The 24,629-nt window shown below is 68.4% G+C and carries 31 protein-coding genes; 22 read left to right on the top strand and 9 right to left on the bottom strand.

What is annotated here, in order from left to right:
• The first annotated feature begins 16 nt into the window (after nucleotides 1–16).
• Nucleotides 17–397 carry a VOC family protein gene (locus tag V7060_RS01835; protein ID WP_334177553.1) on the top strand — a complete coding sequence of 127 codons (381 nt, stop codon included), beginning with the start codon at nucleotides 17–19 and terminating at the stop codon, nucleotides 395–397.
• A gap of 83 nt (nucleotides 398–480) precedes the next feature.
• Here V7060_RS01835 and V7060_RS01840 read toward each other — a convergent pair whose 3' ends face one another.
• Together V7060_RS01840 and bioA are read right to left on the bottom strand one after the other, a co-directional pair.
• The gene (locus V7060_RS01840) at nucleotides 481–1,212 is read right to left on the bottom strand and encodes a 16S rRNA (uracil(1498)-N(3))-methyltransferase (RefSeq protein WP_334177554.1); all 732 of its coding nucleotides are present in this window, start codon (nucleotides 1,210–1,212) and stop codon (nucleotides 481–483) included.
• On the bottom strand, nucleotides 1,203–2,603 hold the full coding sequence (gene bioA / locus V7060_RS01845) for an adenosylmethionine--8-amino-7-oxononanoate transaminase (protein WP_334177555.1): 1,401 nt from the start codon (nucleotides 2,601–2,603) through the stop codon (nucleotides 1,203–1,205). The genes V7060_RS01840 and bioA overlap by 10 nt, the downstream gene beginning before the upstream one ends.
• Before the next feature lie 74 nt (nucleotides 2,604–2,677).
• Between bioA and nudE the strand changes: the two genes are divergently transcribed.
• The 5 genes from nudE to V7060_RS01870 all read left to right on the top strand — a co-directional run bounded on the left by nudE (nucleotide 2,678) and on the right by V7060_RS01870 (nucleotide 5,669).
• A complete protein-coding gene (gene nudE, locus V7060_RS01850) occupies nucleotides 2,678–3,226 on the top strand; it encodes an ADP compounds hydrolase NudE (RefSeq protein WP_298130000.1) in 549 nt (182 codons plus the stop codon).
• Nucleotides 3,223–4,059 carry a 3'(2'),5'-bisphosphate nucleotidase CysQ gene (gene cysQ / locus V7060_RS01855; RefSeq protein ID WP_334177556.1) on the top strand — a complete coding sequence of 279 codons (837 nt, stop codon included), beginning with the start codon at nucleotides 3,223–3,225 and terminating at the stop codon, nucleotides 4,057–4,059. Before nudE ends, cysQ begins: the two co-directional genes overlap by 4 nt.
• Complete coding sequence (mazG, locus tag V7060_RS01860) at nucleotides 4,043–4,864, top strand: nucleoside triphosphate pyrophosphohydrolase (RefSeq protein ID WP_334177557.1); 822 nt, start codon at nucleotides 4,043–4,045, stop codon at nucleotides 4,862–4,864. Before cysQ ends, mazG begins: the two co-directional genes overlap by 17 nt.
• A gap of 162 nt (nucleotides 4,865–5,026) precedes the next feature.
• On the top strand, nucleotides 5,027–5,350 hold the full coding sequence (locus V7060_RS01865) for a YnfA family protein (RefSeq protein WP_334177558.1): 324 nt from the start codon (nucleotides 5,027–5,029) through the stop codon (nucleotides 5,348–5,350).
• A gap of 16 nt (nucleotides 5,351–5,366) precedes the next feature.
• A complete protein-coding gene (locus V7060_RS01870; protein ID WP_334177559.1) occupies nucleotides 5,367–5,669 on the top strand; it encodes a DUF962 domain-containing protein in 303 nt (100 codons plus the stop codon).
• A 188-nt stretch (nucleotides 5,670–5,857) separates the two neighbouring features.
• Here the strand turns inward: V7060_RS01870 and V7060_RS01875 are convergent, their stop codons facing one another.
• Nucleotides 5,858–6,199 (bottom strand): DMT family protein, encoded by a 342-nt coding sequence (locus V7060_RS01875; protein WP_334177560.1) that lies wholly within the window; start codon nucleotides 6,197–6,199, stop codon nucleotides 5,858–5,860.
• A 128-nt stretch (nucleotides 6,200–6,327) separates the two neighbouring features.
• Between V7060_RS01875 and V7060_RS01880 the strand changes: the two genes are divergently transcribed.
• From V7060_RS01880 to V7060_RS01915, 8 genes are all read left to right on the top strand, one after another.
• A complete protein-coding gene (locus V7060_RS01880) occupies nucleotides 6,328–7,029 on the top strand; it encodes a response regulator transcription factor (RefSeq protein WP_055940490.1) in 702 nt (233 codons plus the stop codon).
• A gap of 44 nt (nucleotides 7,030–7,073) precedes the next feature.
• Nucleotides 7,074–8,354, top strand: a complete 1,281-nt coding sequence (locus tag V7060_RS01885) for a HAMP domain-containing sensor histidine kinase (protein ID WP_334177662.1) — start codon at nucleotides 7,074–7,076, stop codon at nucleotides 8,352–8,354.
• Between the two features lie 107 nt (nucleotides 8,355–8,461).
• The gene (locus V7060_RS01890) at nucleotides 8,462–9,994 is read left to right on the top strand and encodes an efflux RND transporter periplasmic adaptor subunit (RefSeq protein WP_334177561.1); all 1,533 of its coding nucleotides are present in this window, start codon (nucleotides 8,462–8,464) and stop codon (nucleotides 9,992–9,994) included.
• Nucleotides 9,995–9,996: 2 nt separating this feature from the next.
• Complete coding sequence (locus V7060_RS01895) at nucleotides 9,997–10,716, top strand: ABC transporter ATP-binding protein (protein WP_334177562.1); 720 nt, start codon at nucleotides 9,997–9,999, stop codon at nucleotides 10,714–10,716.
• A 123-nt stretch (nucleotides 10,717–10,839) separates the two neighbouring features.
• Nucleotides 10,840–12,081, top strand: coding sequence for an ABC transporter permease (locus V7060_RS01900; RefSeq protein ID WP_334177563.1), 1,242 nt, complete (start codon nucleotides 10,840–10,842; stop codon nucleotides 12,079–12,081).
• Between the two features lie 73 nt (nucleotides 12,082–12,154).
• Nucleotides 12,155–13,111, top strand: coding sequence for an isoaspartyl peptidase/L-asparaginase (locus V7060_RS01905; RefSeq protein ID WP_334177564.1), 957 nt, complete (start codon nucleotides 12,155–12,157; stop codon nucleotides 13,109–13,111).
• Nucleotides 13,112–13,828, top strand: coding sequence for a hypothetical protein (locus V7060_RS01910; protein ID WP_334177565.1), 717 nt, complete (start codon nucleotides 13,112–13,114; stop codon nucleotides 13,826–13,828). It abuts the gene before it with no gap.
• Nucleotides 13,807–14,184: a VOC family protein gene (locus V7060_RS01915; RefSeq protein ID WP_334177566.1), complete on the top strand. Its 378-nt coding sequence runs from the start codon at nucleotides 13,807–13,809 to the stop codon at nucleotides 14,182–14,184. The genes V7060_RS01910 and V7060_RS01915 overlap by 22 nt, the downstream gene beginning before the upstream one ends.
• Nucleotides 14,185–14,209: 25 nt before the next feature.
• Here the strand turns inward: V7060_RS01915 and V7060_RS01920 are convergent, their stop codons facing one another.
• A complete protein-coding gene (locus V7060_RS01920) occupies nucleotides 14,210–14,896 on the bottom strand; it encodes an SGNH/GDSL hydrolase family protein (protein ID WP_334177663.1) in 687 nt (228 codons plus the stop codon).
• Between the two features lie 257 nt (nucleotides 14,897–15,153).
• Between V7060_RS01920 and V7060_RS01925 the strand changes: the two genes are divergently transcribed.
• The 8 genes from V7060_RS01925 (at nucleotide 15,154) to V7060_RS01960 (ending at nucleotide 20,787) form a co-directional block, all read left to right on the top strand.
• Complete coding sequence (locus tag V7060_RS01925; protein ID WP_334177567.1) at nucleotides 15,154–15,534, top strand: diacylglycerol kinase; 381 nt, start codon at nucleotides 15,154–15,156, stop codon at nucleotides 15,532–15,534.
• Nucleotides 15,535–15,563: 29 nt separating this feature from the next.
• Nucleotides 15,564–16,298 (top strand): TerC family protein, encoded by a 735-nt coding sequence (locus tag V7060_RS01930; protein ID WP_334177568.1) that lies wholly within the window; start codon nucleotides 15,564–15,566, stop codon nucleotides 16,296–16,298.
• 162 nt (nucleotides 16,299–16,460) lie between these two features.
• A complete protein-coding gene (locus V7060_RS01935) occupies nucleotides 16,461–17,102 on the top strand; it encodes a LemA family protein (protein ID WP_334177569.1) in 642 nt (213 codons plus the stop codon).
• A 19-nt stretch (nucleotides 17,103–17,121) separates the two neighbouring features.
• Entirely contained in the window at nucleotides 17,122–18,009 is an 888-nt protein-coding gene (locus tag V7060_RS01940) for a TPM domain-containing protein (protein WP_334177570.1), read from the top strand.
• Nucleotides 18,009–18,500: a TPM domain-containing protein gene (locus V7060_RS01945; protein ID WP_334177571.1), complete on the top strand. Its 492-nt coding sequence runs from the start codon at nucleotides 18,009–18,011 to the stop codon at nucleotides 18,498–18,500. The genes V7060_RS01940 and V7060_RS01945 overlap by 1 nt, the downstream gene beginning before the upstream one ends.
• An 81-nt stretch (nucleotides 18,501–18,581) precedes the next feature.
• Nucleotides 18,582–19,472 (top strand): prolipoprotein diacylglyceryl transferase, encoded by an 891-nt coding sequence (gene lgt / locus V7060_RS01950; RefSeq protein WP_334177572.1) that lies wholly within the window; start codon nucleotides 18,582–18,584, stop codon nucleotides 19,470–19,472.
• A 22-nt stretch (nucleotides 19,473–19,494) separates the two neighbouring features.
• Complete coding sequence (locus V7060_RS01955; protein ID WP_334177573.1) at nucleotides 19,495–20,289, top strand: thymidylate synthase; 795 nt, start codon at nucleotides 19,495–19,497, stop codon at nucleotides 20,287–20,289.
• A 3-nt stretch (nucleotides 20,290–20,292) separates the two neighbouring features.
• Nucleotides 20,293–20,787 (top strand): dihydrofolate reductase, encoded by a 495-nt coding sequence (locus V7060_RS01960; RefSeq protein ID WP_334177574.1) that lies wholly within the window; start codon nucleotides 20,293–20,295, stop codon nucleotides 20,785–20,787.
• An 80-nt stretch (nucleotides 20,788–20,867) separates the two neighbouring features.
• On the opposite strand, the gene V7060_RS01965 is transcribed toward V7060_RS01960, so the two are convergent.
• Genes V7060_RS01965 through pdxA form a run of 5 tightly spaced genes read right to left on the bottom strand, consistent with a single transcriptional unit; the run spans nucleotide 20,868 to nucleotide 24,628 of the window.
• A complete protein-coding gene (locus V7060_RS01965; protein ID WP_334177575.1) occupies nucleotides 20,868–21,512 on the bottom strand; it encodes a DUF1287 domain-containing protein in 645 nt (214 codons plus the stop codon).
• Between the two features lies 1 nt (nucleotide 21,513).
• On the bottom strand, nucleotides 21,514–22,368 hold the full coding sequence (locus V7060_RS01970; RefSeq protein WP_334177576.1) for a symmetrical bis(5'-nucleosyl)-tetraphosphatase: 855 nt from the start codon (nucleotides 22,366–22,368) through the stop codon (nucleotides 21,514–21,516).
• 10 nt (nucleotides 22,369–22,378) lie between these two features.
• Nucleotides 22,379–22,759, bottom strand: a complete 381-nt coding sequence (gene apaG, locus V7060_RS01975) for a Co2+/Mg2+ efflux protein ApaG (RefSeq protein WP_334177577.1) — start codon at nucleotides 22,757–22,759, stop codon at nucleotides 22,379–22,381.
• A 58-nt stretch (nucleotides 22,760–22,817) separates the two neighbouring features.
• Nucleotides 22,818–23,606, bottom strand: coding sequence for a 16S rRNA (adenine(1518)-N(6)/adenine(1519)-N(6))-dimethyltransferase RsmA (gene rsmA, locus V7060_RS01980; protein WP_334177578.1), 789 nt, complete (start codon nucleotides 23,604–23,606; stop codon nucleotides 22,818–22,820).
• 47 nt (nucleotides 23,607–23,653) lie between these two features.
• Entirely contained in the window at nucleotides 23,654–24,628 is a 975-nt protein-coding gene (pdxA, locus tag V7060_RS01985; RefSeq protein ID WP_334177579.1) for a 4-hydroxythreonine-4-phosphate dehydrogenase PdxA, read from the bottom strand.
• Nucleotide 24,629 lies beyond the last annotated feature (1 nt).

The raw sequence follows: 24,629 nt of genomic DNA on the forward strand, positions 1-24,629 counted from the left end.
ACCAAGGAGCTTTGCGATGGGTGGGACAAATGCAATTGGCTGGTTCGATGTGTACGTTGACGACATGGAGCGCGCGGCGGCCTTTTACGAGGCTGTATTCCAGCGGCAACTTGAGTCGATTGACGATCCCGCTGACGAGACGATCATGCGGTGCTTTCCAGCCGACATGGGCGCCTACGGCGCCGGCGGTGCGCTTGTGAAATCTTCGCGCGCACAACCAGGGCCGGGCGGTACCCTGGTCTACTTCAGTGTGGACGACTGCGCGGAGGAGCAGTCGAGGGCGGTGGCGGCTGGAGGCAAGGTGGTACGTCCCAAGTTCTCGATCGGTCAGTTCGGCTGGGTAGCGATGTGCATGGATACCGAAGGGAACCTGTTCGGGCTGAGTTCGATGCGGTAAGGCGCTCGCTCCCAGAAGCTGGATATGCAACAAGGTAGCAATCTAGCGGTATTCGAGGCGGACGACGATGGGGTCAGCCCGCCCTACAGATCGCCGAATCTCGATTGCAACGCGGCGATGGCAGCGAGACCGGCGGTTTCGGTGCGCAGGATGCGCGGACCCAGCCGAAGACCGATGAAGCCGGCGGCAGACAATGCATCGCGGTCGCGCGGCGACCAGCCGCCTTCGGGGCCGATCGCCACCACCACCGCACTCGCGGCGACCTGCACCGTGGCCAGCGACACCGCACCGACCGGATCGAGCGTGAGCTTCGTCGCGTCGGCATCGATCGTGCGCGCCGCATCGGCCACCGCGGCGGGCGCGGCCAGGGTCGGCAGGCTCGCGCGCCCGCTCTGTTCGCAGGCCGAGGCGATCACGCTGCGCCAGTGCGCCACGCGCTTCTCCATGCGCTCGGCGTCCAGCTTCACTTCGGTACGCTCCGCCATCACCGGAACGATCGCGACGACGCCGAGTTCGGTCGCCTTCTGCAGGATCAGGTCCATCTTTTCGCCGCGTGCGATGCCCTGCAGCAGGATGATGCGCAGTGGCGACTCGTTGTCGATCGCGCGCGCGCCGACGATGTCGGCCAGCACGCCGCGCTTGCTGATGGCGGTGAGGCGGGCGTCGTAGTCGTGGCCGTCGCCGTTGAACAGCACGCAGTCGTCGCCCTCGCGCAACCGCAGCACGCGGGTGAGGTGATTGGCGGCGGCGTCGGGCAGGGTCAGGGACGTACCGACGCGCAGGCCGGCGTCGACATGGCAGCGGGTCAGGCGCATGACGTGGCCTCGTCGATGGCGTGGCGGGTGACGTCGGCGAGCAGTTGCAGCGCCTCGTCGTCCACGCAGTAGGGGGGCATCCAGTACAGCACGTCGCCGAGCGGACGCAGCACCACGCCGCGCGCCAGCGCCGCGCGGTAGGCCTTCAGGCCGATACGCGCCGCTGCCGGGAACGGCATTGCCTTGTCGCCGTCCTGCGTCAGTTCGAGCGCCAGCATCATCCCGGCCTGGCGCATGTCGGCCACGTGACGGTGCGCGGCCAGCGGTTCGGCGAGCGTCGCCATCGTGCGTGCGGTTGCGCGGTTGCGCGCCAGCACGTCGTCGGCGCGGAAGATGTCCAGCGATGCCAGCGCCGCCGCGCAGGCCAGCGGATTGCCGGTGTAGCTGTGCGAATGCAGGAACGCGCGCTCGCGCGAGTCGTCGAGGAAACCGTCGTAGATCGCCTGCGTCGCGAGCACCGCCGCCAGCGGCAGGAAGCCGCCGGTCAGGCCCTTCGAGAGGCACAGCAGGTCGGGCATCACGCCACTCTGCTCGCTGGCGAACAGCGTGCCGGTGCGGCCGAAACCCACCGCGATCTCGTCGGCGATCAGGAACGCGCCGCTGGCGTCGCACAGCTCGCGCACGCGCGCCAAGTAGTCGGGATGGTGCATGCGCATCCCGCCGGCGCACTGCACGCGCGGCTCGACGATGACCGCGCAGACCTCGCCCGCATGCTGGTCCAGCAGCATGGCCAGCGTGTCGGCCGCGCGCCGCGCGCAGTCGGCCGGCGACTCGCCGGGCTGTGCCTGGTAGGCGTCGGGCGAGGGCGCGAACAGGGCTTCGGTCAGCAGCGGCGCATACACACGCCGGTACAGCGGGATATCGCCGACCGCCAGCGCGCCGAGCGTCTCGCCGTGGTAGCCGTTCTCCAGCGCGATGAACTTCGTCCGCTTGTGCTCGCCACGGTTGTGGAACCAGTGGAACGCCATCTTCAGCGCCACTTCCACGCCGGCCGAACCGTTGTCGGCGTAGAACACCTTCGCCAGCGGCGCGCGACCCGCCTGCCGCGGCGCCACCGCCAGCAGCCGTTCGGCCAGTTCCACCGCCGGCGCGTGGGTGAAGCCGGCCAGCATCACCTGTTCCAGCGATTGCGCCTGCGCGGCGATGGCGGCGCCGATGCGCGGTTCGGCATGGCCGAACAGGTTCGTCCACCAGCTGCTTACCGCATCCAGGTAGCGCGTTCCGTCGTGGCCGATCAGCCACGCGCCCTCGCCGCGGGCGATCGGCACCAGTGGCAAGGTGTGCGGGTGTTCACGCATCTGCGTGCAGGGATGCCACAGCACGGACAGGTCACGGGCACGCCATGCGTCCGCCTCTGCTAGCATTCCCGTCTGATGATCCTGTTGTCGCATCCCCTCATGATATCGGGCGCCGCCCCTTGCCGTCGCCACGCCCTGCGTGGTGCGCGCGGAACCCGCGCCGTCGCATGAGCCGCCTGCCGACCATCCACGGAATCACCCAGCGCGCCGATGGGCCGGACCGCCACGTCGAAGAGCTCGACCTGGAGTTCAGCAACGGCGAGCGCCGCCGCTACCATCGCCTGCGCTCGCAGGGCCATGGCGCGGTGGTCGTGGTGCCGATGCAGGACGACGAGACCGTGCTGCTGGTACGCGAGTACGCCGCCGGCATGCACCGCTACGAACTGGGCCTGGTGAAGGGCCGCATCGATGCCGGCGAAACGCCGGAACAGGCGGCCGACCGCGAACTGAAGGAAGAAGCCGGTTTCGGCGCGCGCCGTCTCGACGTGCTGCGCGCCCTGACCCTGGCGCCCACCTACATGAGCCACCAGTCCTGGCTGGTGGTGGCAAGAGACCTGTACCCCGAGCGCCTGCCGGGGGATGAACCCGAGGAGTTGGAAGTAGTGCCCTGGAAGTTGCAAGACCTCGACCAGCTGATGCTGCGCGAGGATTTTTCGGAAGGTCGTTCGCTGGCGGCACTGTTCATCGCCCGCGAATGGTTGAACGCGCGGACATGACCAAGATGACCGCAGACCTGCACGAAGCCGTCATCGTCATCGCCCGCGAAGCGGGCCAGGCCATCATGGCCGTGTACGAAGGCGCCTTCGACGTGCAGCGCAAGAACGACGACAGCCCGTTGACAGCCGCCGACATGGCCGCCCACCAGGTGATCACCGACGGCCTGCGCCGGCTGACCCCGCAATGGCCGGTGTTGTCGGAGGAAGCCGCCGACATCCCGTGGTCCGAGCGCAGCGAGTGGCCGACCTACTGGCTGGTGGATCCGCTGGACGGCACGCGCGAATTCATCAAGCGCAATGGCGAGTTCACCGTCAACATCGCGCTGATCGAACAGAACGAACCCATCTTCGGCGTCGTCCACGCGCCGGTGAGCGGCGAGACCTGGCATGCGCGCCAGGGCCGCAATGCGTACCGCCGTGTCGGCGACGTGGATGCGCAGATCCGCACGCGCGCACCGGCCACCGGCACGCTGAAGGTCGCCGCCAGCCGCTCGCACCGCGACGCGCGCACGCAGGCCTTCCTCGACGGCATGGGCGGGATCGAAGAAGTCTCGCTCGGTTCGTCGCTGAAGTTCTGCCGCATCGCCGAAGGCACGCTGGACGTCTACCCGCGCTTCGGCCCCACCAGCGAGTGGGACACCGCCGCGGCGCAATGCGTGCTGGAAGCGGCCGGCGGCGCGCTGCTGGCGCCGGACGGCCGCGCGTTCCGCTACAACCGCCGCGAGACGCTGCTCAACGGCGACTTCGTGGCGCTGGGCGACATGACGCTGCCGTGGCGCACCTGGCTGGCGCGCGCGCAGGACGACGACCATGGACATGCCCGCATCGCCTGACGGTGGCATCGCGCGGCTGCTGGCCATCATGGCCCGTCTGCGCGATCCCGACGGCGGCTGCCCATGGGACCTGGAGCAGGATTTCTCCACCATCGCGCCGTACACGGTGGAAGAAGCCTACGAAGTCGCCGACGCGATCGACCGCGGCGACCTGCCCGCGTTGAAGGACGAACTGGGCGACCTGCTGCTGCAGGTCGTTTTCCACGCGCAGATGGCGCGGGAGCAGGGTGCGTTCGCCTTCGGCGACGTCGTCGATGCCATCTGCGACAAGATGGTGCGGCGCCACCCGCATGTGTTCGGCGACGCCTCGTTCGCCGATGCGGAAGCGCAGACCGTCAATTGGGAAGCGATCAAGGCGGCTGAGCGCAAGGCCGCCGGTGAAGCGGACACGTCCGCGCTCGCCGGCGTTTCGCGCGGACTGCCCGAATGGCAGCGCGCGATCAAGTTGCAGTCGCGCGCGGCGCGCGTGGGCTTCGACTGGCCGGACACCGCGCCGGTGATCGACAAGCTGCACGAGGAGATCGACGAGGTGCGCGTCGAACTCGCCGCCGCGCCGTCGCCCGAACGAGATGCACGGCTGGAAGACGAGATCGGCGACCTGCTGTTCGTCGCCGCCAACCTGGCGCGCCATGCGAAGGTAGACGTGGGCGGTGCGCTGCGCCGGGCCAACCTGAAGTTCGAGCGTCGCTTCCGCGCAATGGAAACGATCGCCGCCGAAGACGGCACCACGATGTCCGCGTTGAGCCTGGAAGAACAGGAAGCGCTGTGGGCGAGGGTGAAGCGAGACGAGCGCGGCTCGGCATAACGGCGTGTCAGCGGCAGTCCCGATTCCGCGTCCGCCATCCGACAGCGTCATTCCCGCGAAGGCGGGAACCCAGCGCCTTCGGTACATCACACCGCGCCATCCCAGGATGCCGCAGTGGTCGTCGGGCTGGCGGCGGGCCGAGGCCCGCCCTACGCTGTCGGCATGAAGACCCTGCTGCTGTTCCTCGTCACCGCGCTGGCCGAGATCGTCGGCTGCTATCTGCCGTACCTCTGGTTGCGCAAGGGCGGAAGCGCCTGGCTGCTGCTGCCCGCTGCCGCCAGCCTCGCCCTGTTTGCCTGGCTGCTTACGCTGCATCCCACCGCGTCCGGGCGCGTGTATGCCGCCTATGGCGGTGTCTACGTCACGGTCGCGATCGGCTGGCTGTGGGCGGTGGATGCGGTGAAGCCGACGCGCTGGGACCTGCTGGGCGCCGGCTTGTGCCTGGCCGGCATGGCGGTGATCATGTTCGCACCACGCGCCGCCTGACCCTGTGGGAGGGGACATGAGCCGCTTCGCCAGCTTCCGCGAGTTCTATCCGTTCTACCTCGCCGAGCACGGCAACCGCACCTCGCGCCGCCTGCATTTCATCGGCAGCTGCGGCGTACTCGCCCTGCTGGTGCTGGCCATCGTCGAGCGCAACGCCTGGTGGCTGCTCGCCGCCCTGTTCTGCGGCTACGGGTTCGCGTGGGTGGGCCACTTCTTCTTCGAGAAGAACCGCCCGGCGACCTTCAAGCACCCGTTCTATTCCTTCGCCGGCGACTGGGTGATGTTCAAGGACATCCTGACCGGCAAGATCCGGTTCTAGGTAGCGTGCGCTGCGCGCACGACTTCGAGATCCTGCCAGTCTCTACGTGCGCATGGCGCACGCTACGGCACGTAGAACGTCAGGAACGCCTTGCCGCGATCATGGCCAAGGCCGCGCAATGAGTCCGCGTAGCGTGCGCCATGCGCACGACCACGATATGCCGGAACCCGCCGTGCGCACGGCGCACGCTACGGCTCGTAGAACATCAGGAACGCCGCGCCCACGATCAGGGCGAAGGCGGCGTAGTGGTTCCACTTCAGCGGCTGGCCCAGGTACCAGGTGCTGAAGCCGGCGAAGACCAGCAGGGTCAGGATTTCCTGGATCGTCTTCAGCTGGACCACCGAGTAGACCGCGCTGCCCATGCGGTTGGCCGGCACCATCAGCGTGTACTCGAAGAACGCGATGCCCCAACTGGCCAGGATCACCACGAACAGCGGCGCGGACTTGTACTTCAGGTGGCCGTACCAGGCGAAGGTCATGAAGACGTTCGACGCCAGCAGCAGGAAAAGGGGGAGGACGCGGTCGATCATGGCGGGGCCGTCGGGGAAGGAGGGCGAAGCGTAATCCCAACTGGCGGCTGAATGCAGGGGGGATCTTCACGCGGTGTCTACCGGTGGCCCGGTAGCTTCACAAACCTGAAGCCTCTCAAGGAGTTGTCATGCGACACAGTCAGGAAACCGCGGGTCTGGTGCTGGTGGTGGAAGACAACCGCAACATTTCCGAGATGATCGGGGAGTATCTCGAAGGTCGCGGGTTCGAAGTCGACTACGCCACCGATGGCCTGGATGGCTACCGGCTGGCAGTGGAGAACAGCTACGACGTGCTGGTGCTGGACCTGATGCTGCCCCGCCTGGACGGCATGGAAGTCTGCAAACGCCTGCGCACCGAAGCGCGCAAGTCCACGCCCGTGCTGATGCTGACCGCGCGCGACACGCTGGACGACAAACTGACGGGCCTGAGTTCCGGTGCCGATGACTACCTGACCAAGCCTTTCGCCATCCAGGAGCTGGAAGCCCGCCTGCGTGCGCTGATCCGCCGCGAACGCCGGCAGGTCGGTGCCGAGGTACTGAAGGTCGCCGACCTGGTGCTGGATCCGGTCAGCATGCGCGCCACCCGCGGCGGGACCGAGCTGATGCTGTCGCCGATCGGCCTGCGCCTGCTGACCATCCTGATGCGCGAATCGCCGCGCGTGGTGACCCGGCAGGAGATCGAGCGCGAAATCTGGGGCAACGGCCTGCCCGATTCCGACACGCTGCGCAGCCACCTGTACAACCTGCGCAAGGTGATCGACAAACCGTTCGACAAGCCGCTGCTGCACACCGTGCAGAGCGCGGGCTATCGCATCGCCGACATCGGCTGACCCGAACGTCGGCGCGCGGCATCATGGTGTCCTCGCCCGACGATATGCCGATGCGCCACCACGGCCTGCCCCGCAAGCTCCGGATCGCCTTCATCCTGCAGGCCGTCATGGTCAGCCTGGCCATCGTGCTGGGCGTTTACCTGATTTCCGCCGTCATCAAGCACAGCCTGATGAACACGGCGCTGCAGGAAGAGGCGGCGCACTTCTGGGAGCTGTACAGCGCCAGCACCGCGCAACCGCCGCCCAACACGTACAACCTGCGCGGCTATCTGGTGGTCAAGGGGCACTCCAACCTGGTGCTGCCGGAGAACCTGCGCGACCTCACGCCGGGCTTCCATGAACTGAAGGACGACGACCTGCTGGTCCTCGTCGACGAACAGGCGCAGGGTCGGCTCTACCTCGTGTTCCTGCGGTCGCAGGCGGAACGGCTTGCGTTCTATTTCGGCACCGTGCCGATCATCATGACGCTGGTCGCGATCTACCTGGTCTCGTGGCTGACATACCGCGCATCGAAGCGGCTGGTGTCGCCGGTCAGCTGGCTCGCGCGGCAAGTGGCGGAGTGGGATCCGCGCCGTCCCGACGTCAGCGGCCTGGCGCCCGACCGCCTGCCGAACGACGTGCAGGGCGAGGCTCGCCAGTTGGCCTCCGCGTTGCACGGGCTGGCGCAGCGCGTGACGGCGCACGTCGCCCGCGAGCGCGATTTCACCCGCGACGCCAGCCACGAACTGCGGACACCGTTGACGGTGATCCGCGTGGCCACCGACATGGGCATGGCGGAGGATTCGCCGCCGCGCGTGGCACGCGCGTTGCAGCGCATCCAGCGGGCCGGGCGCGACATGGAGGCGGTGATCGACGCCTTCCTGATCCTGGCCCGCGAGGCCGAGGTCGAACCGCAGAGCGAGGATTTCGACGTCGCCGACATCGTCATGGACGAGGCCGAGAACGCGCGCACGCTGCTGCTCAACAAGCCGGTGGACCTCGAAGTCACCCTGCATGCGCGTCCCCGCCTGCATGCGCCGCCGCGGGTGTTCCAGGTGGTCGTCAGCAACCTGCTGCGCAACGCCTGCGCCTATACCGACCGTGGCCGCATCGACGTGGTGCTCGAACCGGACCGGGTGATCGTGCGGGATAGCGGCATCGGCATGTCGGCCGAGTCGATGGCCCGCGTGTTCGAACCCTTCTATCGCGCCGATCCCACGCGCCCGCATGGCAGTGGCCTGGGCCTGTCGATCGTCAGCCGGCTGTGCGACCGCTTCGGCTGGAAGATCGAGCTCGACAGCGAACTCGGGCGCGGCACCACCGCGACGATCCGCTTCGTCCCGTAATCCATCCGTAATCTGTACGGGAACCGAGCGGTGCCGCAGGGTGTCAACCTTGCCGCCTCCGGCGCGTTCCAGTTGCCGACCTCTCCCCTATCGAGCCGACTCGCCGCATGAGCCAGCCAGCACGCATCGCCCCCCGCAAGAAATCCCCGCTCCCGAAGATCCTGCTCGGCGTCGCCGTGGCCGCCCTCCTCGCGGGCGGAGGCTGGTACTGGAACGCGCATCGCGGCGGCGCGGCGGAAAGCGCCTACCGGACGGCCACGGTCGAGCGCGGCGACATCCGCGTGGCGATCTCCGCCACCGGCACGCTCAGCGCCATTTCCACGGTCACCGTGGGCAGCCAGATTTCCGGCCAGGTCACCGATGTCCTCGTCGATTACAACAGCGAGGTCAAGAAGGGCGAAGTGCTGGCGCGCATCGATCCCAGCACCTACGAGGCGCAGATCGAACAAGGCAACGCGCAGATCGCCAACGCGCAGGCCAGCCTGAAGCAAGCGCAGGCGACGCTGGCCAATGCCGAACTCGACTACACCCGCAAGGCCGGGCTGGGCATGCAGAAGCTGGTGGCGCAGAGCGATGTCGACCTGGCGCGCGCATCGCGCGACCAGGCGCGCGCGCAGGTCAACGCCGCGCAGGCGTCGATCCGCCAGCAGACCGCATCCACCCAGACCACCCGCGTCAACCTGGACCGCACCGTCATCCGCTCGCCGGTGGACGGCGTGGTGCTGACCCGCAGCATCGAGCCGGGCCAGACGGTGGCCGCCAGCCTGCAGGCGCCCGAGCTGTTCACCATCGCCGAAGACCTGTCGAAGATGAAGATCGAACTGGCCGTCGACGAGGCCGACATCGGCCAGGTCAAGGTCGGGCAGGCGGTCTCGTTCACCGTCGACGCGTTCGCCGACCGCCAGTTCCGTGGCGAGGTGCAGCAGGTCCGCCTGTCGGCCACCACCACCAGCAACGTGGTGACCTACCCGGTGGTGGTCAGCGTGGACAACAGCGACGGCACGCTGCTGCCGGGCCTGACCGTCAATGCCGAGATCGAGGTCAGCAAGCGCGAGGACATCCTCAAGATCTCCAACGCGGCGCTGCGTTACAAGCCGACCGGCGAACAGGCCGGTGGCACGGCCGCAAGACAGGCCTCGCCGCAGGCGGGCGGCCAGCGCGGCAGCGGCGTCAGCGATGACCTGGTCCGCGTGGCCGGCGCGCTGCAGCTGAAGCCGGAGCAGCAGGCGGCATTCGACGCCGCATTGTCGGCACTGCGCGAGCGGCAGGCAGCGCGCATGGCGCAGGCCCAGCAGGGCGGTGGCGCCAGCCTGTTCGGCGGACCGGGAGGCGGTCCACGCCAGGGCGGCGGCAACAGCGGCGGCGCGATGCAGTCGCAGATGCGCCAGCGCATGGCCGAGCGCATGCAGCAGGACTTCGCGCCTTTCCGCGCCACGCTGGACGATGCGCAGAAGCAGCGCTGGGATGGCGAGTTGCGGACGCTGCTCGGTGCCAAGCGCGCGCCGCTGTACAAACTGGTCAACGGCACGCCCGAGCAGGTGCAGGTGCGCGTGGGTGCCAGCGATGGCACCAGCACCGAGGTATCCGGCGCCGTGAAGGAAGGCGACGTGATGATCGTGGGCGAGCGCGCGAAGGAATGAACATGCCGTCCGCGACTGCCGGCGACCGCGTGCCGGTCATCCAGACGCATGCGCTGGGCAAGATCTACTCCGCCGGCACCGAGGCGGAAGTGGTCGCGCTGCGCGGCGTCGACATGCGCGTGGACCGCGGCGATTTCGTCGCGATCATGGGGCCGTCCGGGTCGGGCAAATCCACGCTGATGAACCTGATCGGCTGCCTGGACACGCCCACCGATGGTCGTTACCTGTGCGACGGCATCGACGTCGCCACGCTGGATGCCGAGCAACTGGCCATCCTGCGCCGGGAGAAGATCGGCTTCGTGTTCCAGGGCTTCCACCTGCTGCCGCGCATGACCGCGCTGGAGAACGTGGCGATGCCGCTGGGCTATGCGCAGGTGCCGCCCGGCGAGCGCGCGGAACGCGCGCGCCAGGCGCTGGCCGCGGTCGGGCTGGCGGAGCGTGCCGGCCATCGCCCCAACGAACTGTCCGGCGGCCAGCAGCAGCGCGTGGCCATCGCACGTGCGCTGATCAACCAGCCGCCGATCCTGCTGGCGGACGAACCGACGGGCGCACTCGACAGCAAGACCGGCGAAGAGATCCTGGCGCTGTTCAAGCGCCTGCGCGACGACGGCCACACCGTCATCCTGATCACCCACGACGCCGAAGTCGCCGCGCACGCCGACCGCGTCCTGGTGATGCGCGATGGCGAACTGCACGAGGAAGCGGTGATCCGTGATTCGTGACTGGAAGGGATGCGCCATGAGACCGATTCCCCAACGAGCTTTCGATGTATCGGTGCAGCGTGGCTACGGTCGCTTTGCTCTTGCGAATCATCCATCACCCATCACCCATCACGGCTTCCAACCATGAAATTCTCCGACATCCTGCGCACTGCGCTGCACGCGCTGCGCGGCAACTGGATGCGCAGCGCGCTGACCTCGCTGGGCGTGATCATCGGCATCGCCGCCGTCATCGTCATGGTGTCGGTGGGGCAGGGCACGCAGGCCGAGATCGACAAGCTGGTGTCCGGCCTCGGCTCGCAGCGCCTGGACGTCAATCCGGGAGCGGGCCGCGGTCCCGGCGGCGGTGGCGTGCGGATGAGTTCCAGCAGCTTCTATACGCTCAAGGAAGGCGATGTCGACGCGATCCGCAACGAGATCCCGGAAGTGCAGTACGTGGCCGGTGCGCTGCGCGGCAACACCCAGATCGTGTTCGCCGAGAACAACGCCGCCACCAGTTGGCAGGGCGTGCAGGCCGATTTCTTCGACATCAACAGCTGGGTCATCGCCAATGGCGAAGGCTTCGATGCGCAGGACTACTCCAGTGCCGCCAAGGTGGTGATCCTGGGAGACACCGTGCGGCGCACGCTGTTCGGCGAGGACAGCGGCGTTGGCCAGACGGTGCGCCTGGGCCGCGTGCCGTTCACGGTGGTGGGGACGCTGGCGCCGAAGGGGCAGGGCGGCTTCGGCCAGGACCAGGACGACGTGATGATGGTGCCGCTGGAAACCGCGCGCCGCCGCCTGCTCGGTTCGATGGGCCTGCCGCCGGGTGCGGTGATGCAGGTGGCGCTGACCGTGGCCGATGCGAAGGACCTCAGCTACGTGCAAGGCGAAGTCGAAGCGCTGCTGCGGCAGCGGCACAGGATCAATCCGGGTGAGGAGGACGATTTCAACGTCCGCAACATTTCGGAGATCGTCGCCACCCGCACCGCCACGACCAAGCTGATGTCGCTGTTGCTGGGTGCGGTGGCGACCATTTCGCTGATCGTCGGCGGCATCGGCATCATGAACATCATGCTGGTGTCGGTGACCGAGCGCATCCGCGAGATCGGCCTGCGCATGGCGGTGGGCGCGGGGCCGGGCGACGTGCGACGGCAGTTCCTTGCCGAAGCCATGCTGCTGTCGCTGGGTGGCGGCGTGCTGGGCATCGTCATCGGCGTGGCCGGCGCGCTGCTGGTCGGCCGGTTCAGCGAGCTGCCGGTGGCCTTGAACGGGCAGGTCATCGGCCTGGCGGCCGGCTTCTCGATCGCCACCGGCCTGTTCTTCGGTTACTACCCCGCCCGCAAGGCGTCGCAGCTGGATCCCATCGAAGCGTTGCGCTCGCAATAAGCCAGCGGCGGGGCTGGTGCGGGTCGGCGGCGGGAGTATGCTGAACGCCCGTCGCGCCCACCGGTCCCGCGCCATGAGCCTGCATTCGTCCCGCCGGCCGCTCGCACTGGCCATCCATGGAGGTGCCGGCGTGATCGAGCCGGGCAGCCTGGGGGCCGACCTGGAAAACACGATCCACGCCGAACTCGCGCGTGCCCTCGATGTCGGCCATGCCATCCTCGCCACCGGCGGCACCGCACTGGATGCGGTGGAAGCCACCGTGACGGTGCTGGAGGATTCACCGCACTTCAATGCCGGGCGTGGATCGGTGTTCACCGCCGAAGGCCGGCACGAACTCGATGCATCGATCATGGAGGGACGCCACCGACGCGCCGGCTCGGTCGCGGGTGTCATGACGGTGCGGCATCCGGTGCGCCTGGCGCGGCGCGTGCTGGAGGATTCCCCGCACGTGTTCCTGATCGGCGACGGCGCGGAGCAGTTCGCCGATACGCAGCCGGGCATCGAGCGCGTGCCGAACGGCTGGTTCTCCACCGAGGCGCGACGCGCGCAGCTGCGCGATGCGCAGCAACGCGAGCAGCAGGCCTGGCAAGGCGGCGACGACCTGCGCGGCAAGTATTTCGGCACGGTCGGCGCGGTGGCGCTGGACAGTCGCGGGCACCTGGCGGCCGCGACGTCCACCGGCGGCATGACCAACAAGCGCTGGGGGCGTGTCGGCGATTCGCCGGTGATCGGCGCGGGGACCTGGGCCGACGCGCGCTGCGCGGTGTCGTGCAGCGGTTGGGGCGAGTTCTACATCCGCAATGCGGCAGCCCACGATATCGCCGCGCGCGTTGCGTATCGCGGCGATCGCCTGCGCGATGCGGTGGAAGACGTCATCCTCGGCGAGGTGCCGCAGCACGGTGGCGACGGCGGTGCGATCGCCGTGGACCGCGATGGCAACCTGGCGCTGGTGCTCAATACGCGCGGCATGTACCGGGGCTGGGTGCGGCCCGACGGCACGCGCGGTACCGCCATCTACCAGGACGCCTGAATGACGGCATCGTCGGGGAGCGGCGGAGACGCGCTGACGCTGGCCGTCCACCGCACGCTCCGTGCGCAGGCCCTGCGGCTGTGCCGGCGCGCGGACGAAGCGGATGATCTGGTGCAGGAGACGCTGCTCGCGGGGCTGCTCGCCGGCCGCCATGACCTGCCTTGGCTGTCCGGCGTTCTGCGCCGCCAGGCGGCGATGGCCGCACGCGCCGCGGTACGGCGGCGCCGGCGCGAAGCGCAGGCCGAACTCCACGCAGGCGATGCCGCCGCGACCGCATCGCCGCAGGAAACCGGACCGCCCGCGACGCATCTCCCCTGGCTGGCGACGCTGCCGCCATCGGCGCGTCGGCTGGCGGTACTCGCGCTGCATGGCCTGTCGGCGGACGAGATCCGCTGGATCCTGCGCATCGAACCGACCGCGTTCCGTCAGCGGCTGACCCGCATCCGCCAGGCACTCGCCGCGCAGTCCCCGACGGCGCGCGCGGAAAGCATCGCACTGGCGCACCTGCGCGACCCCGCACGCAGTGCCGATCTCGCCTTCGGCCTGGCCCGGCGCGCGCTGAAGGCCGCCATGCAGGCGGGCGAGGGGCTGGGGACGCACGATCCGGACGGGCACCTGATCCTGATCGATGCCGGTGCTCACACATCGCCTTCGCGCGGCAACGGACAGAAGGGAATCACACAGGAGGACATCCCATGCTCACGCACTGCAAGGTAGGCGCCATCGTGTTCTTCGTCTCCGACCTGGCCCGGTCGGTGGCGTTCTACCGCGACACCCTGGGGCTTCCCGTCGCCGCGATGGACGGGCACGACGGCCCGTTCGCCATGGGTGAGGTCGGCGAACTCGCGCTGGTCTTCATTCCACGGCCGGCACGCGCCGGCGAATCGCCGGTGGTCGTCTTCAGCCTCGACGGCGGCATCGACGACCACGCGGAAGCGCTGGCCGCGAAAGGCGTGGAGATCGTGGTGCCGGTCAGCGAATCGCCCGACGGCGGGCTGTCGCTGGATTTCCTTGATCCGGACGGCAACGTGCTGAGCCTGCACCAGAACGAAGGGGCGCCGCGCCGGCGCTGAGGCACACCGGCGCGGGGTCGCGGGATCACTTCACGTACGGCGCGATCGCCCGCTTCCAGATGGCATAGCCGGCGGCGTTCATGTGCAGGCGGTCGTCGATGAAGAGCGCCTCGTTCGGCTGGCCGGCGGCATCCAGCATGGGCGTGAAGATGTCGATGTAGTCCACGCCCAGGCGCCTGGCTTCTGCCTGTACCAGCGCGTTCGCCTCGCGCTGGGCGGGCAGCAGCTGCGCACGCGACGGACTGGGCTTGGTGCTGATGTAGGCGATCTTCGCCTTCGGCAGGTCGCGACGCACGCGCTGGACGAAGGCGATGAAGTCCGCGCGCAGTTGCTGTGGCGTGCGGCCCGAATTCAGATCGTTGTCGCCGGCGTAGATCAGGATCTGCCGCGGCGCATACGGCACGAGGGTGCGGTCCGCGTACCAGGTGCTGTCGCGCAGTTCGGAACCGCCGAAGCCGCGGTTGATCACCGGCACGCCGGGGAAGTCCTGCGCCAGCGTCTCCCACAGGCGGATCGACGAACTGCCGGTGAACACCACGCCGCCGCGCGGCGGCGGCGACTGCGCGTCCTCGGCCGCGAAGCGCTGCATGTCGGTCTCCCACTCCGCGTTGGAGACCTGCTCCGGAACGCGGGGCGCGGCTTTCGCTGCCGGGGCTGCGGCAGCGGGTGCGTCGGAGGACGCAGGCGGGCCGCCCGCACAGGCGCCCAGCAGGACGACCAGGGCAAGGGCGGACAGGGGCAGGCGAAGGTGGTTCGGGACAGTCACGGGGCAGGGCTCCTCGGGGGCGGTCGGGACCCAGTGGACCAGCCGCACGCGGGTGATGCAAACCGGCCCGGCGGCGCCTTGTGGCAAAATCGCCCCCTTGGCGCGCTGCCCGCGCCGGTTCCACCCGATCCGACCTCCTGCTGGCCCAGGCTCCGCCTGACCAGCCGGAGACGATGCGGGGCCTCCTTCGCATCGACCTGCCCATGGCTGACGAAACCGGACATCTTCCCCGCGGCCCCGGCCGCATCCTCAAAGCCGCGGTGTGGTCCTTCCAGGGCCTGCGCGCGGCGTGGGTGCACGAATCCTCGTTCCGCCTGGAGGTCTACCTGCTGGTCGTGATGGCGCCCCTGGCGCTGTGGTTGGGTGGCAGCGGGCTGGAGCGCGCGCTGCTGATCGGCAGCTGCCTGCTGGTGCTGGCCGCCGAACTGCTGAACTCCGCGGTGGAAGCGGTCATCGAGCGCTACGGTCCCGAGCACCACGAACTTGCCGGCCGTGCGAAGGACATGGGTTCCGCCGCTGTCTTCGTGCTGATGATGAACGTGCTGCTGTGCTGGGGCCTGGTCCTCGTGCCCCGCTATCTCTGACTTTCCGATCTGAACCAAGGTACTCCCCGATGATGGAACTGCTTACCGATCCGCAGGTGTGGATCACGCTGGTCACGTTGAGCGCGATCGAGATCGTGCTGGGCATCGACAACCTGGTCTTCATCTCCATCGCGGTCAGCAAGCTGCCGCCGCACCAGCGCGAAGTCGCGCGCAAGTTCGGCATCGCGGTGGCGTGCATCACCCGCATCATGCTGCTGCTGACGCTGGCCTGGCTGGCCGGCCTGACCGCTGACCTGTTCACCCTGTTCGGCCAGGGCATCTCGGTGCGCGACCTGGTGCTGATCATCGGTGGCCTGTTCCTGCTGGTGAAGGGCACCAAGGAAATCCTGGAACTGGTGAAGGGCGAACCCGATTCGGAAGACGTGCACACGCGTCCGGCCGTGTCGTTCGCCGGCGTGATCGCGCAGATCGCGGTGATCGACATCGTGTTCTCGCTGGACTCGGTGATCGCGGCGGTCGGCATGGCCAACCACACGCCGGTGATGGTCGCGGCCATCCTGCTGGCGGTCGCGGTGATGCTGCTGGCGGCCAAGCCGCTGGGCCAGTTCATCGACAACAATCCGACCATCAAGATGCTGGCGCTGGCCTTCATCGTCGCCGTCGGTGCGTACCTGCTGCTGGACGGCTTCGAGATGCATATCCCGAAGGGTTACCTGTACGGTGCGATGGGCTTCTCGGCCGTGGTCGAATGCCTCAACCTGTGGGCGAAGAAGCGCGCCAGCCAGCGCATGCTGCGCGAGTAGGCGCATCCCCATGTCCGATCGCGAAAGGCTCCCGTCGGGAGCCTTTCGTCTTTCACGGCCCGATAACAACCACGCGAAAATGCAGGCACTGCCTCGCGCGCCGCTTGCGCGGCCGGGGGTGAGGTGCTGCAATCGGCGCGTCCTTCAACGGAGTGCCGTGCCATGCGCCAGGTGTCGCGTCTGTGGTTGCTCGTCGTGCTCGTCGCATTGCTGTCGGGTTGCGGCTACAACGCGATCCAGCAGAAGGACGAAGCGGTGAAGGCGGGCTGGTCCGAAGTGCTGAACCAGTACAAGCGCCGTGCCGACCTGATCCCGAACCTGGTGAAGACCGTGCAGGGCTACGCCCAGCAGGAACGCCAGGTGCTGACCGACGTGACCAATGCGCGCGCACGCGTCGGGCAGATCCAGGTCAACGCCGACGATGCCGCCTCGCTGCAGCAGTTCCAGCAGGCGCAGGGCGAACTCTCCGGTGCGCTGTCGCGCCTGCTGGTGGTCACCGAGAACTACCCGAACCTGAAGTCCGACCAGTCCTTCCGCGACCTGCAGGCGCAGCTGGAAGGCACCGAGAACCGCATCACCGTGGCGCGCGGCCGGTACATCCAGACCGTGCAGGACTACAACACCTATATCCGCCAGTTCCCGCAGGTGATCACCGCCAAGGTCACCGGCGCGAAGGAGAAGCCCAACTTCACCGTCGAAAACGAAGCCGCGATCTCGGAAGCACCGGCGGTCGACTTCGGCACGCCGGCCCCGGCGGCACCGCAGGCCCCGACGCCGCCACCTCCGCCGTCGCCCGGCAACTGAGCGGCGTCGCGTCGCCCCCATGCTGCGCGCGCTGGCGCTCTGCCTGCTGCTGATCGCCGCGCCCGCCTGGGCGCAGTCGCTGGCGGCGATTCCTGCGCTCGACTCGCCGGTGGTGGATACCACCGGCACGCTCGATGCCGCGCAGCGGCAGTCGCTGGAAGCCCAGGCGCTGGCCCTGCAGCAGCGCAAGGGCAGCCAGTTGCAGGTGCTGATCGTCGGCAGCACGCAGCCGGAAACCATCGAGCAGTACGCGCAGCGCGTGTTCGACCAATGGAAGCTGGGGCGAAAGGGCGTGGATGATGGCGTCCTGCTGCTGGTCGCCAAGGACGACCGGCGCGTGCGCATCCAGCCTGGTTATGGACTGGAAGGCGCGGTTCCGGACGCCATCGCCAACCGCGTCATCCAGGAATATCTGGCGCCGAAGTTCCGCGCCGGCGATTTCGGCGGCGGCATCGCCGATGCCACGGCGACGCTGGTCAGGCTCATCGACGGCGAAGCCCTGCCCGAACCGGTGAGCACGCATCGCGAGTCCGGTGGCGGTCGCGGCGGCGACTGGCTCTTCGCGCTGTTCGCGGCCTTCATCGTGGCGACGGTCGTGCGTGGCGTGTTCGGACGCGCGCCAGCCGGGCTGCGCGGTCTGTTCACCGGCGGTGCGGCAGCAGGGGTCGCGCTACTGCTCGCGTCGCTGATCCCGGCAGGCATCGCCGGCGTGTTCGGGTTGCTCTACGGACTCGCGTCGGTCTCCACGCGCGGTGGTTACGCGCGCCACCGCGACTGGGGTGGTTGGGGCGGCGGCGGCGGCGGCTGGGGTGGTGGCGGGTTCGGAGGCGGTGGAGGCGGCTTCGGAGGCGGCTGGGGCGGTGGAGGCGGCATGTCCGGGGGCGGTGGCGCCTCGGGGAGCTGGTGATGCGCCTGCTGCGCCATCTGTTCGCACCTTCGTCGCGCCGGTTGTTCCCCGAGGACAGCCTGCATCGCATCACCGAGGCGATCGCGGAAGGCGAACGCCGGCATCGCGGCGAGGTGATGTTCGCGGTGGAGTCCGACCTGCCGGTGGGCGCGTTGCTGGCTGGCATGCAGGCGCGCGAGCGCGCGCATGACGCCTTCGTGCGGCTGCGTACCTGGGATACCGAGGCCAACAATGGCGTGCTGATCTACCTGCTGCTCGCCGACCAGCGCATCGAGATCGTGGCCGATCGCGGCCTGAAGGGCCGGGTGGCGGAGGCCGAGTGGAGCCGGGTCTGCCGGCTGATCGAGCAGGAAATGCGCGCCGGGCATCCCGAACAGGCCGTCGTCGACGGCATCCGAGCGGTGTCGGACCTGCTGGCGACGCACTGGCCGCAATCCGATGCCTGTCCGGACGAAGACGAGCTGCCGAATCGCCCGCAGCTGCTCGACTGAGCGGCCAGCTACCGTCCCGGTCATCCACGCGCGTACCGGCTGGGGCAAAATAGCCCATCCCCACCGGCCACGCCGAGGCGCATGATCTACCTCCACCAGATCGATCCGATCATCTTCTCGCTGGGTCCGGTCAAGCTGCACTGGTACGGCCTGATGTACCTGCTGGCCTTCGTCGTGGCCTGGTGGCTGGGGCGCATGCGCGCCCAGCAGGGACGGCTGCCGGGAGTGAACGCGGACGCGTTCTCCGACCTGATGTTCTACGGCATGCTTGGCGTCGTGCTGGGCGGGCGTTTCGGCTACGTGCTGTTCTACGGCTTCGACACCTTCATCGACCATCCGCTGTCGATCTTCAAGGTGTGGGAAGGCGGCATGAGTTTCCACGGCGGCCTGCTGGGCGTCATGGCCGCGGCGTTGTGGTGGTCGCGCAAGCATCGCCTGCGCTTCTTCGACACGATGGATTTCGTCGCACCGCTGGTGGCTCCCGGGCTGGGATTCGGCCGTCTCGGCAACTTCATCGGTGCGGAACTCTGGGGCAAGCCGACGGAGGCGGGATGGGGCGTGATTTTCCCCACCGATCCCGCGCTGCGCTCGCTGGATGCCGCGCAACTGCAGGCGCAGTACGCCGCCGGCGCACTCGACCAGTTCGCGCGCCATCCCTCGCAGCTCTACCAGGCGTTCCTCGAAGGGCTGGTGATGTTCGTCGTGCTGTGGCTGGTGTCGCGCAAGCCGCGGCCGCGCTATCTGGTCTCCGGCCTGTTCGCGCTGATGTACGGCGTGTTCCGTTTCCTGGTGGAATTCGTGCGTGTGCCGGACGAGGGCCACTACGTGGCGTGGGACTGGCTGACCAAGGGCCAGATCCTCAGCGTGCCGCTGGTGCTGCTTGGCCTGTACCTGCTGTGGCTGTCGCGTCGCGCGCCGACCCTGCAGCCGGAAGTGCCCACATCGGACGCCGGCACGGAGAAGACCGCATGACGCCGTTCGACGGAGGCAACGCATGAAGCAATACCTCGATCTGCTGCAGCACGTACTCGAGCACGGTTCCGAAAAGTCGGACCGCACCGGTACCGGCACGCGCAGCGTGTTCGGCTGGCAGATGCGTTTCGACCTCAACGAAGGCTTCCCGCTCGTCACCACCAAGAAGCTGCACCTGCGCTCGATCATCCATGAACTGCTGTGGTTCCTGAAGGGCGAGACCAACATCGCCTACCTGAAGGACAACAAGGTCGGCATCTGGGACGAGTGGGCCGACGAGAATGGCGATCTGGGCCCGGTGTACGGCAAGCAGTGGCGCAGCTGGGAAGGCGCCGACGGCAGGGCCATCGACCAGATGCAGTGGCTGGTGGACGAGATCAAGCGCAATCCCGATTCGCGTCGCCTGGTGATCAGCGCCTGGAACGTCGCCGAGCTGCCGAAGATGGCGCTGATGCCGTGCCATTCGCTGTTCCAGTTCTACGTCGTCGACGGCAAGCTCAGCTGCCAGCTCTACCAGCGCAGCGGCGACATCTTCCTCGGCGTGCCGTTCAACATCGCCAGCTATGCGCTGCTGACGCACATGGTGGCGCAGGCGACGGGCCTGGGCGTGGGCGACTTCGTGCATACGCTGGGCGATGCGCACCTGTATTCGAACCATTACGAGCAGGCGCGCGAGCAGCTGTCGCGCGAACCGCGCGCGCTGCCGAAGCTGCACCTCAATCCCGAAGTCATCGACCTGTTCGGCTTCACCTTCGAGGACATCGAGATCCACGGCTACGACCCGCATCCGGCGATCAAGGCGCCGGTGGCGGTCTAGTCGATGCGCGTGTCGCTGATCGCTGCGCTGGACCGTCGTCGCGCCATCGGCCGCGACAACGACCTGCCGTGGCGGTTGCCGGACGACCTGAAGCGCTTCAAGGCGCTGACGCTGGGCAAGCCGGTGCTGATGGGGCGCAAGACCGCCGAGTCGCTCGGTCGTGCGTTGCCCGGACGCCTGAACCTGGTGCTGACGCGGAGCGGTCGCGTACCGTTCGAGGGCATGCGGGCCGTCGCCTCGGTCGATGAGGCGATCCGCATCGCAGCGGAGCAGGCGAGCGACGAGCTTTGCGTGATCGGTGGCGGCGAGATCTACGCGTTGACGCTGGACCGGGCCGACGTGCTGCACCTGACCGAGGTCGACGCCGTGGTCGATGACGCGCATGCGTTCTTCCCGGCGTTCGACGGCGGCCAGTGGCGGCAGGTCGCACGCGAACCGCATCCGGCCGATGCCCGACACGCGTCCGGGTTCGATTTCGTCGAATATCGGCGTGCCTGACCAAACGTAGCGTGCGCCGTGCGCACGAGTGCGCGGTATCGAGTCCGTGCGGTCGTGCGCGTAGCGCACGCTACGATGGATCACGGGGCTGCCGGCATCCGGTAATGGCCGATGATGGCGTGACGGAACAGGAGGTCGTCTTCCTGCGTGCCGGCATTGATGTTGTGCAGGATCAATGGCGTCCCGTCGTGGTTGCGGCGGTCCGACACGATGCCGATGTGCAGCAGGCCGCTGCCGGTGAGTGTCCACGCCACGATGTCGCCGGGCGCGAAATCATCCGCCGTGCGACCGGCGTTCCGGCTCCATCCATGCCGCTCGAACCAGCGCATCTGGTTGGGGACGCGGCGGTGGTCGATGCTGCGGTCTGGTTGGCTCAGGCCCCATCGGTCTGGATAGAGGTCGAAGTGCGTGAGCATGTCCTCGTGGATGGCCTGCTGCAGGTCCAGTCCCTGCGTACGCAACGCACGGATCACCACATCGGTGCAGACGCCGCGATCGGGCGGCACGTCGCCGCCCGGGTACGACAACCCGAAATAGGCGGGGTCGTAGACGCGGACCACACCGATCTGCGCGCGTGCGGCGGCCACCAGCGGCGGCGAAACAGGGCGTGTTTCGTCGGCCGTGGCTAATGCATCGCTGGATGCCGGTGCTGCAGGCGGGTCGCCGCCGCACGATGCAAGGACGGCCGAGGCAAGGAACAACAGCACGAGACCCTGACGCCGCACGTCAGTCCTTCGGCAACTCGCCCTTCGGTGGCGGCGGCACGTCGCGGCCGGGCACCTGCATCAGCCGCAGTTCGTCGGTATCGAGTTGCAACGCGGTGAGCTTGCCGCCCCAGACCGCGCCGGTGTCGATGGCATGCACGCCGTGGCCGATCATCAGGCCCAGCGTGGACCAGTGCCCGCAGACGATCTTCAGGTCGCGCTCGGCGCGGCCGGGCACCTCGTACCACGGGTAGAGGCCTTGCGCCTGACGACCCGGCGCTTCCTTCTCTTCGATCGCCATGCGCCCGCGCGGCGTGCAATAGCGCATGCGGGTCAGCACGTTGATGATGGCCCGGGAGCGGTCGTGGCCCGACAGGTGCGGCGCCCAGTTTGGCTTGTCGCCGTACATGTTGCGGAACAGCTTGCGGTAGGCGTTGCCGTGCAGCTGCTGCTCCACTTCGCGCGCATGCTTCTCGGCCAGCGCGGTGGTCCATTTCGGCGCGAGGCCGGCGTGCACCATCATCCAGCCGAGCTCGCGGTCGACGTGCACCAGCTTCTGCATGCGCAGCCAGTCCAGCAGCACGCGCGCGTCGTCGGCCAGCACCACGCGTTGCAGGTCGGGATTGACCTTGCGCTGTTCGTCCGGCGATCGCTCGCCGATGGCCAGCAGCGACAGGTCGTGGTTGCCCAGCACGGTGGTGCTGTGGTCGCGCAGCGAATGCACCAGCCGCAACGTCTCCAGCGACTGGCCGCCGCGGTTGACCAGGTCGCCGCAGAACCACAGGCGGTCCTGCGCGGGGTCGAAGCGGATTTTCTCCAGCAGCCGTTGCGTGGCGTCGTAGCAGCCCTGCAGGTCGCCGATGGCCCAGACCGTCATCGCGGCGGGCTCAGTGCAGCGTCCGCGGGACGGACAGGGTGAAGGTGGCGATGGGTGCGTCGAAACGGGTGCCGTCGTCGGCGAGCATGTCGTAGCGTCCCTGCATCGTGCCCAGCGAGGTTTCCAGGATGGCGCCGGAGGTGTAGCGGAAATCCTCCCCCGGCCTCAGCCAGGGCTGTTCGCCGACGACGCCTTCGCCATCCACTTCCTCCACCTTGCCGTTGGCGTCGGTGATGACCCAGTGGCGGCGCAGGAGCTGCGCGGGCACGTTGCCGCGGTTGTGGATGCGGATCGTGTAGGCGAACACATAGCGCCCGTCCTCGGGCGTGGACTGGTCGTCCAGGAAGCGCGTGGCGACGTCGACGTCGATGGCGTAGTCGGGGGAGTCCATGCGGGAAGTGTATGCAAAGGCGTGTAAAAGCGGAAACAACGCCTTGCGGGTCGTGCGGTCAGCCTTCCACGGGCAGGTTGGCCAGGCGGATGAAGCCATCCACTTCGATCTGCTCGGCGCGCGCATCGGGGCGCAGGCCGGCGGCTTCGATCTGCTCGGTGCTGCAGGTGCCGCCCAGCGCATTGCGCAGCGTCTTGCGGCGCTGGCCGAACGCGGCGCGCACGACGTCGCCGAAACGACGGTGGTCCGTGATGCCGACGGCGGCCGCATCGCGCGGCACCAGTCGCGCGACCGCCGAATCCACCTTCGGGGGAGGACGGAACGCGCCCGGTGGCACCACGAACAGCGAATCCACGCGGCAGTAGGCCTGCAGCATCACGCTAAGCCGGCCATAGACCTTGCTGCCCGGTTCGGCGGCCATGCGGTCGACGACTTCCTTCTGCAGCATGAAGACCATGTCGTGGATCGACGCCGCGTGTTCGATGGCATGGAACAGGATGGGCGAGGACAGGTTGTACGGCAGGTTGCCCACCAGGCGCAGCTTCTCCTCGCCGGCGAGCTTGCCGAAATCCACGTCCAGCACGTTCTTGTGGATGATGGTCAGCCGGCCGACGCCTTCGGAGGCTTCCATCAGCGGCGTGATCAGGTCGCGATCGAATTCGATCGCGGTGAGTTCCCCATGTTTCCGCAGCAGCGGGAAGGTGATCGCCCCCTGGCCCGGACCGATCTCCACCAGACGGTCGTGCGGCTGCGGATTCACCGCCATCACGATCTTGTCGATGTAGCTGCGATCGGTCAGGAAGTGCTGGCCGAGGGACTTCTTGGGCGGAGCCTTGAAATGCGACATGCGGGAATTATGCGGGAAGGGCGCATCGCCCGCCCGCCGGCGTGCCGTCAGCGCGCGCGGGCGGCCGCCATCCGTGCGCAGGTGGCGACGGCGGCGAACAGGCTGGACGGGTCCGCGATGCCCTTGCCCGCCAGGTCGAGCGCGGTGCCGTGGTCGACCGCCACGCGCGGATAGGGCAGTCCGAGGGTCAGGTTCACGGCCTGCTCGAAGCCGCTGTACTTGAGCACCGGCAGGCCCTGGTCGTGGTACATCGCGATGACGGCGTCGAAACCGCGCAGCTTCTGCGGCAGGAACGCCGTGTCGGCGGGCAGGGGACCTTCCAGGCGGAGTCCCTCGGCACGCAAGGCGTGAAGCAGCGGTTCGATCACCTCGATCTCTTCCCGCCCCAGGTGCCCGGCTTCGCCTGCATGCGGGTTGAGGCCCAGCACGGCGATGACGGGGTCGGGAATGCCGAAGTCGGTACGCAGCGCGGCATGCGTGATGCGCACGACCTGCGCCAGCGCAGCGGACGTGATGGCATCCGGCACGTCGCGCAGGGGCAGGTGCGTGGTCGCGAGCGCGACGCGCACGATGTCGTTGGCGAGCATCATCACCACGGGGCGGCGTGCGTGTTCGGCCAACAGCTCGGTCGTGCCGCTGTAGGCGATGCCGCCGGCGTTGATGGCTGCCTTGTGCACGGGGCCGGTGACCAGGCCATCGAGCTCGCCGCGCAGGCAGGCATCCGCCGCCATCGTCAGCGCATCGATGACCGCGCGTGCGTTGCGCGCGTCCGTGCTGCCGAAGGTGCTGGGCGCCGCGTTGGGTACGGGCCGAAGAGGCAGGTCGCCTGGCTGCGAGGCGACCTCGTGTTCAACGAGCAAGCGGAGCGGAAGGCCGAGGGCATCGGCGGCGGCGCCAAGCGTGGCGGCGTCGCCAAAGGCGAGCAGGGAGCAGTCCTGGCGGAGTTGCTGCGCCAACCGCACGCAGAGTTCCGGTCCAATGCCGCCAGGCTCGCCCGGGACCAGCGCAAGCCGGGGCGTCATG

It is taken from the genome of Pseudoxanthomonas sp. (assembly GCF_036845285.1).
In the GTDB taxonomy this organism is placed as follows: domain Bacteria; phylum Pseudomonadota; class Gammaproteobacteria; order Xanthomonadales; family Xanthomonadaceae; genus Pseudoxanthomonas_A.

Coding starts and splice junctions, on each gene's coding strand:
- V7060_RS01835 (WP_334177553.1), top strand. CDS start 17: ATGGGTGGGACAAATGCAATTGGCTGGTTCGATGTGTACGTTGACGAC.
- V7060_RS01840 (WP_334177554.1), bottom strand. CDS start 1,212: ATGCGCCTGACCCGCTGCCATGTCGACGCCGGCCTGCGCGTCGGTACG.
- bioA (WP_334177555.1), bottom strand. CDS start 2,603: ATGCGACAACAGGATCATCAGACGGGAATGCTAGCAGAGGCGGACGCA.
- nudE (WP_298130000.1), top strand. CDS start 2,678: ATGAGCCGCCTGCCGACCATCCACGGAATCACCCAGCGCGCCGATGGG.
- cysQ (WP_334177556.1), top strand. CDS start 3,223: ATGACCAAGATGACCGCAGACCTGCACGAAGCCGTCATCGTCATCGCC.
- mazG (WP_334177557.1), top strand. CDS start 4,043: ATGCCCGCATCGCCTGACGGTGGCATCGCGCGGCTGCTGGCCATCATG.
- V7060_RS01865 (WP_334177558.1), top strand. CDS start 5,027: ATGAAGACCCTGCTGCTGTTCCTCGTCACCGCGCTGGCCGAGATCGTC.
- V7060_RS01870 (WP_334177559.1), top strand. CDS start 5,367: ATGAGCCGCTTCGCCAGCTTCCGCGAGTTCTATCCGTTCTACCTCGCC.
- V7060_RS01875 (WP_334177560.1), bottom strand. CDS start 6,199: ATGATCGACCGCGTCCTCCCCCTTTTCCTGCTGCTGGCGTCGAACGTC.
- V7060_RS01880 (WP_055940490.1), top strand. CDS start 6,328: ATGCGACACAGTCAGGAAACCGCGGGTCTGGTGCTGGTGGTGGAAGAC.
- V7060_RS01885 (WP_334177662.1), top strand. CDS start 7,074: ATGCCGATGCGCCACCACGGCCTGCCCCGCAAGCTCCGGATCGCCTTC.
- V7060_RS01890 (WP_334177561.1), top strand. CDS start 8,462: ATGAGCCAGCCAGCACGCATCGCCCCCCGCAAGAAATCCCCGCTCCCG.
- V7060_RS01895 (WP_334177562.1), top strand. CDS start 9,997: ATGCCGTCCGCGACTGCCGGCGACCGCGTGCCGGTCATCCAGACGCAT.
- V7060_RS01900 (WP_334177563.1), top strand. CDS start 10,840: ATGAAATTCTCCGACATCCTGCGCACTGCGCTGCACGCGCTGCGCGGC.
- V7060_RS01905 (WP_334177564.1), top strand. CDS start 12,155: ATGAGCCTGCATTCGTCCCGCCGGCCGCTCGCACTGGCCATCCATGGA.
- V7060_RS01910 (WP_334177565.1), top strand. CDS start 13,112: ATGACGGCATCGTCGGGGAGCGGCGGAGACGCGCTGACGCTGGCCGTC.
- V7060_RS01915 (WP_334177566.1), top strand. CDS start 13,807: ATGCTCACGCACTGCAAGGTAGGCGCCATCGTGTTCTTCGTCTCCGAC.
- V7060_RS01925 (WP_334177567.1), top strand. CDS start 15,154: ATGGCTGACGAAACCGGACATCTTCCCCGCGGCCCCGGCCGCATCCTC.
- V7060_RS01930 (WP_334177568.1), top strand. CDS start 15,564: ATGATGGAACTGCTTACCGATCCGCAGGTGTGGATCACGCTGGTCACG.
- V7060_RS01935 (WP_334177569.1), top strand. CDS start 16,461: ATGCGCCAGGTGTCGCGTCTGTGGTTGCTCGTCGTGCTCGTCGCATTG.
- V7060_RS01940 (WP_334177570.1), top strand. CDS start 17,122: ATGCTGCGCGCGCTGGCGCTCTGCCTGCTGCTGATCGCCGCGCCCGCC.
- V7060_RS01945 (WP_334177571.1), top strand. CDS start 18,009: ATGCGCCTGCTGCGCCATCTGTTCGCACCTTCGTCGCGCCGGTTGTTC.
- lgt (WP_334177572.1), top strand. CDS start 18,582: ATGATCTACCTCCACCAGATCGATCCGATCATCTTCTCGCTGGGTCCG.
- V7060_RS01955 (WP_334177573.1), top strand. CDS start 19,495: ATGAAGCAATACCTCGATCTGCTGCAGCACGTACTCGAGCACGGTTCC.
- V7060_RS01960 (WP_334177574.1), top strand. CDS start 20,293: ATGCGCGTGTCGCTGATCGCTGCGCTGGACCGTCGTCGCGCCATCGGC.
- V7060_RS01970 (WP_334177576.1), bottom strand. CDS start 22,368: ATGACGGTCTGGGCCATCGGCGACCTGCAGGGCTGCTACGACGCCACG.
- apaG (WP_334177577.1), bottom strand. CDS start 22,759: ATGGACTCCCCCGACTACGCCATCGACGTCGACGTCGCCACGCGCTTC.
- rsmA (WP_334177578.1), bottom strand. CDS start 23,606: ATGTCGCATTTCAAGGCTCCGCCCAAGAAGTCCCTCGGCCAGCACTTC.
- pdxA (WP_334177579.1), bottom strand. CDS start 24,628: ATGACGCCCCGGCTTGCGCTGGTCCCGGGCGAGCCTGGCGGCATTGGA.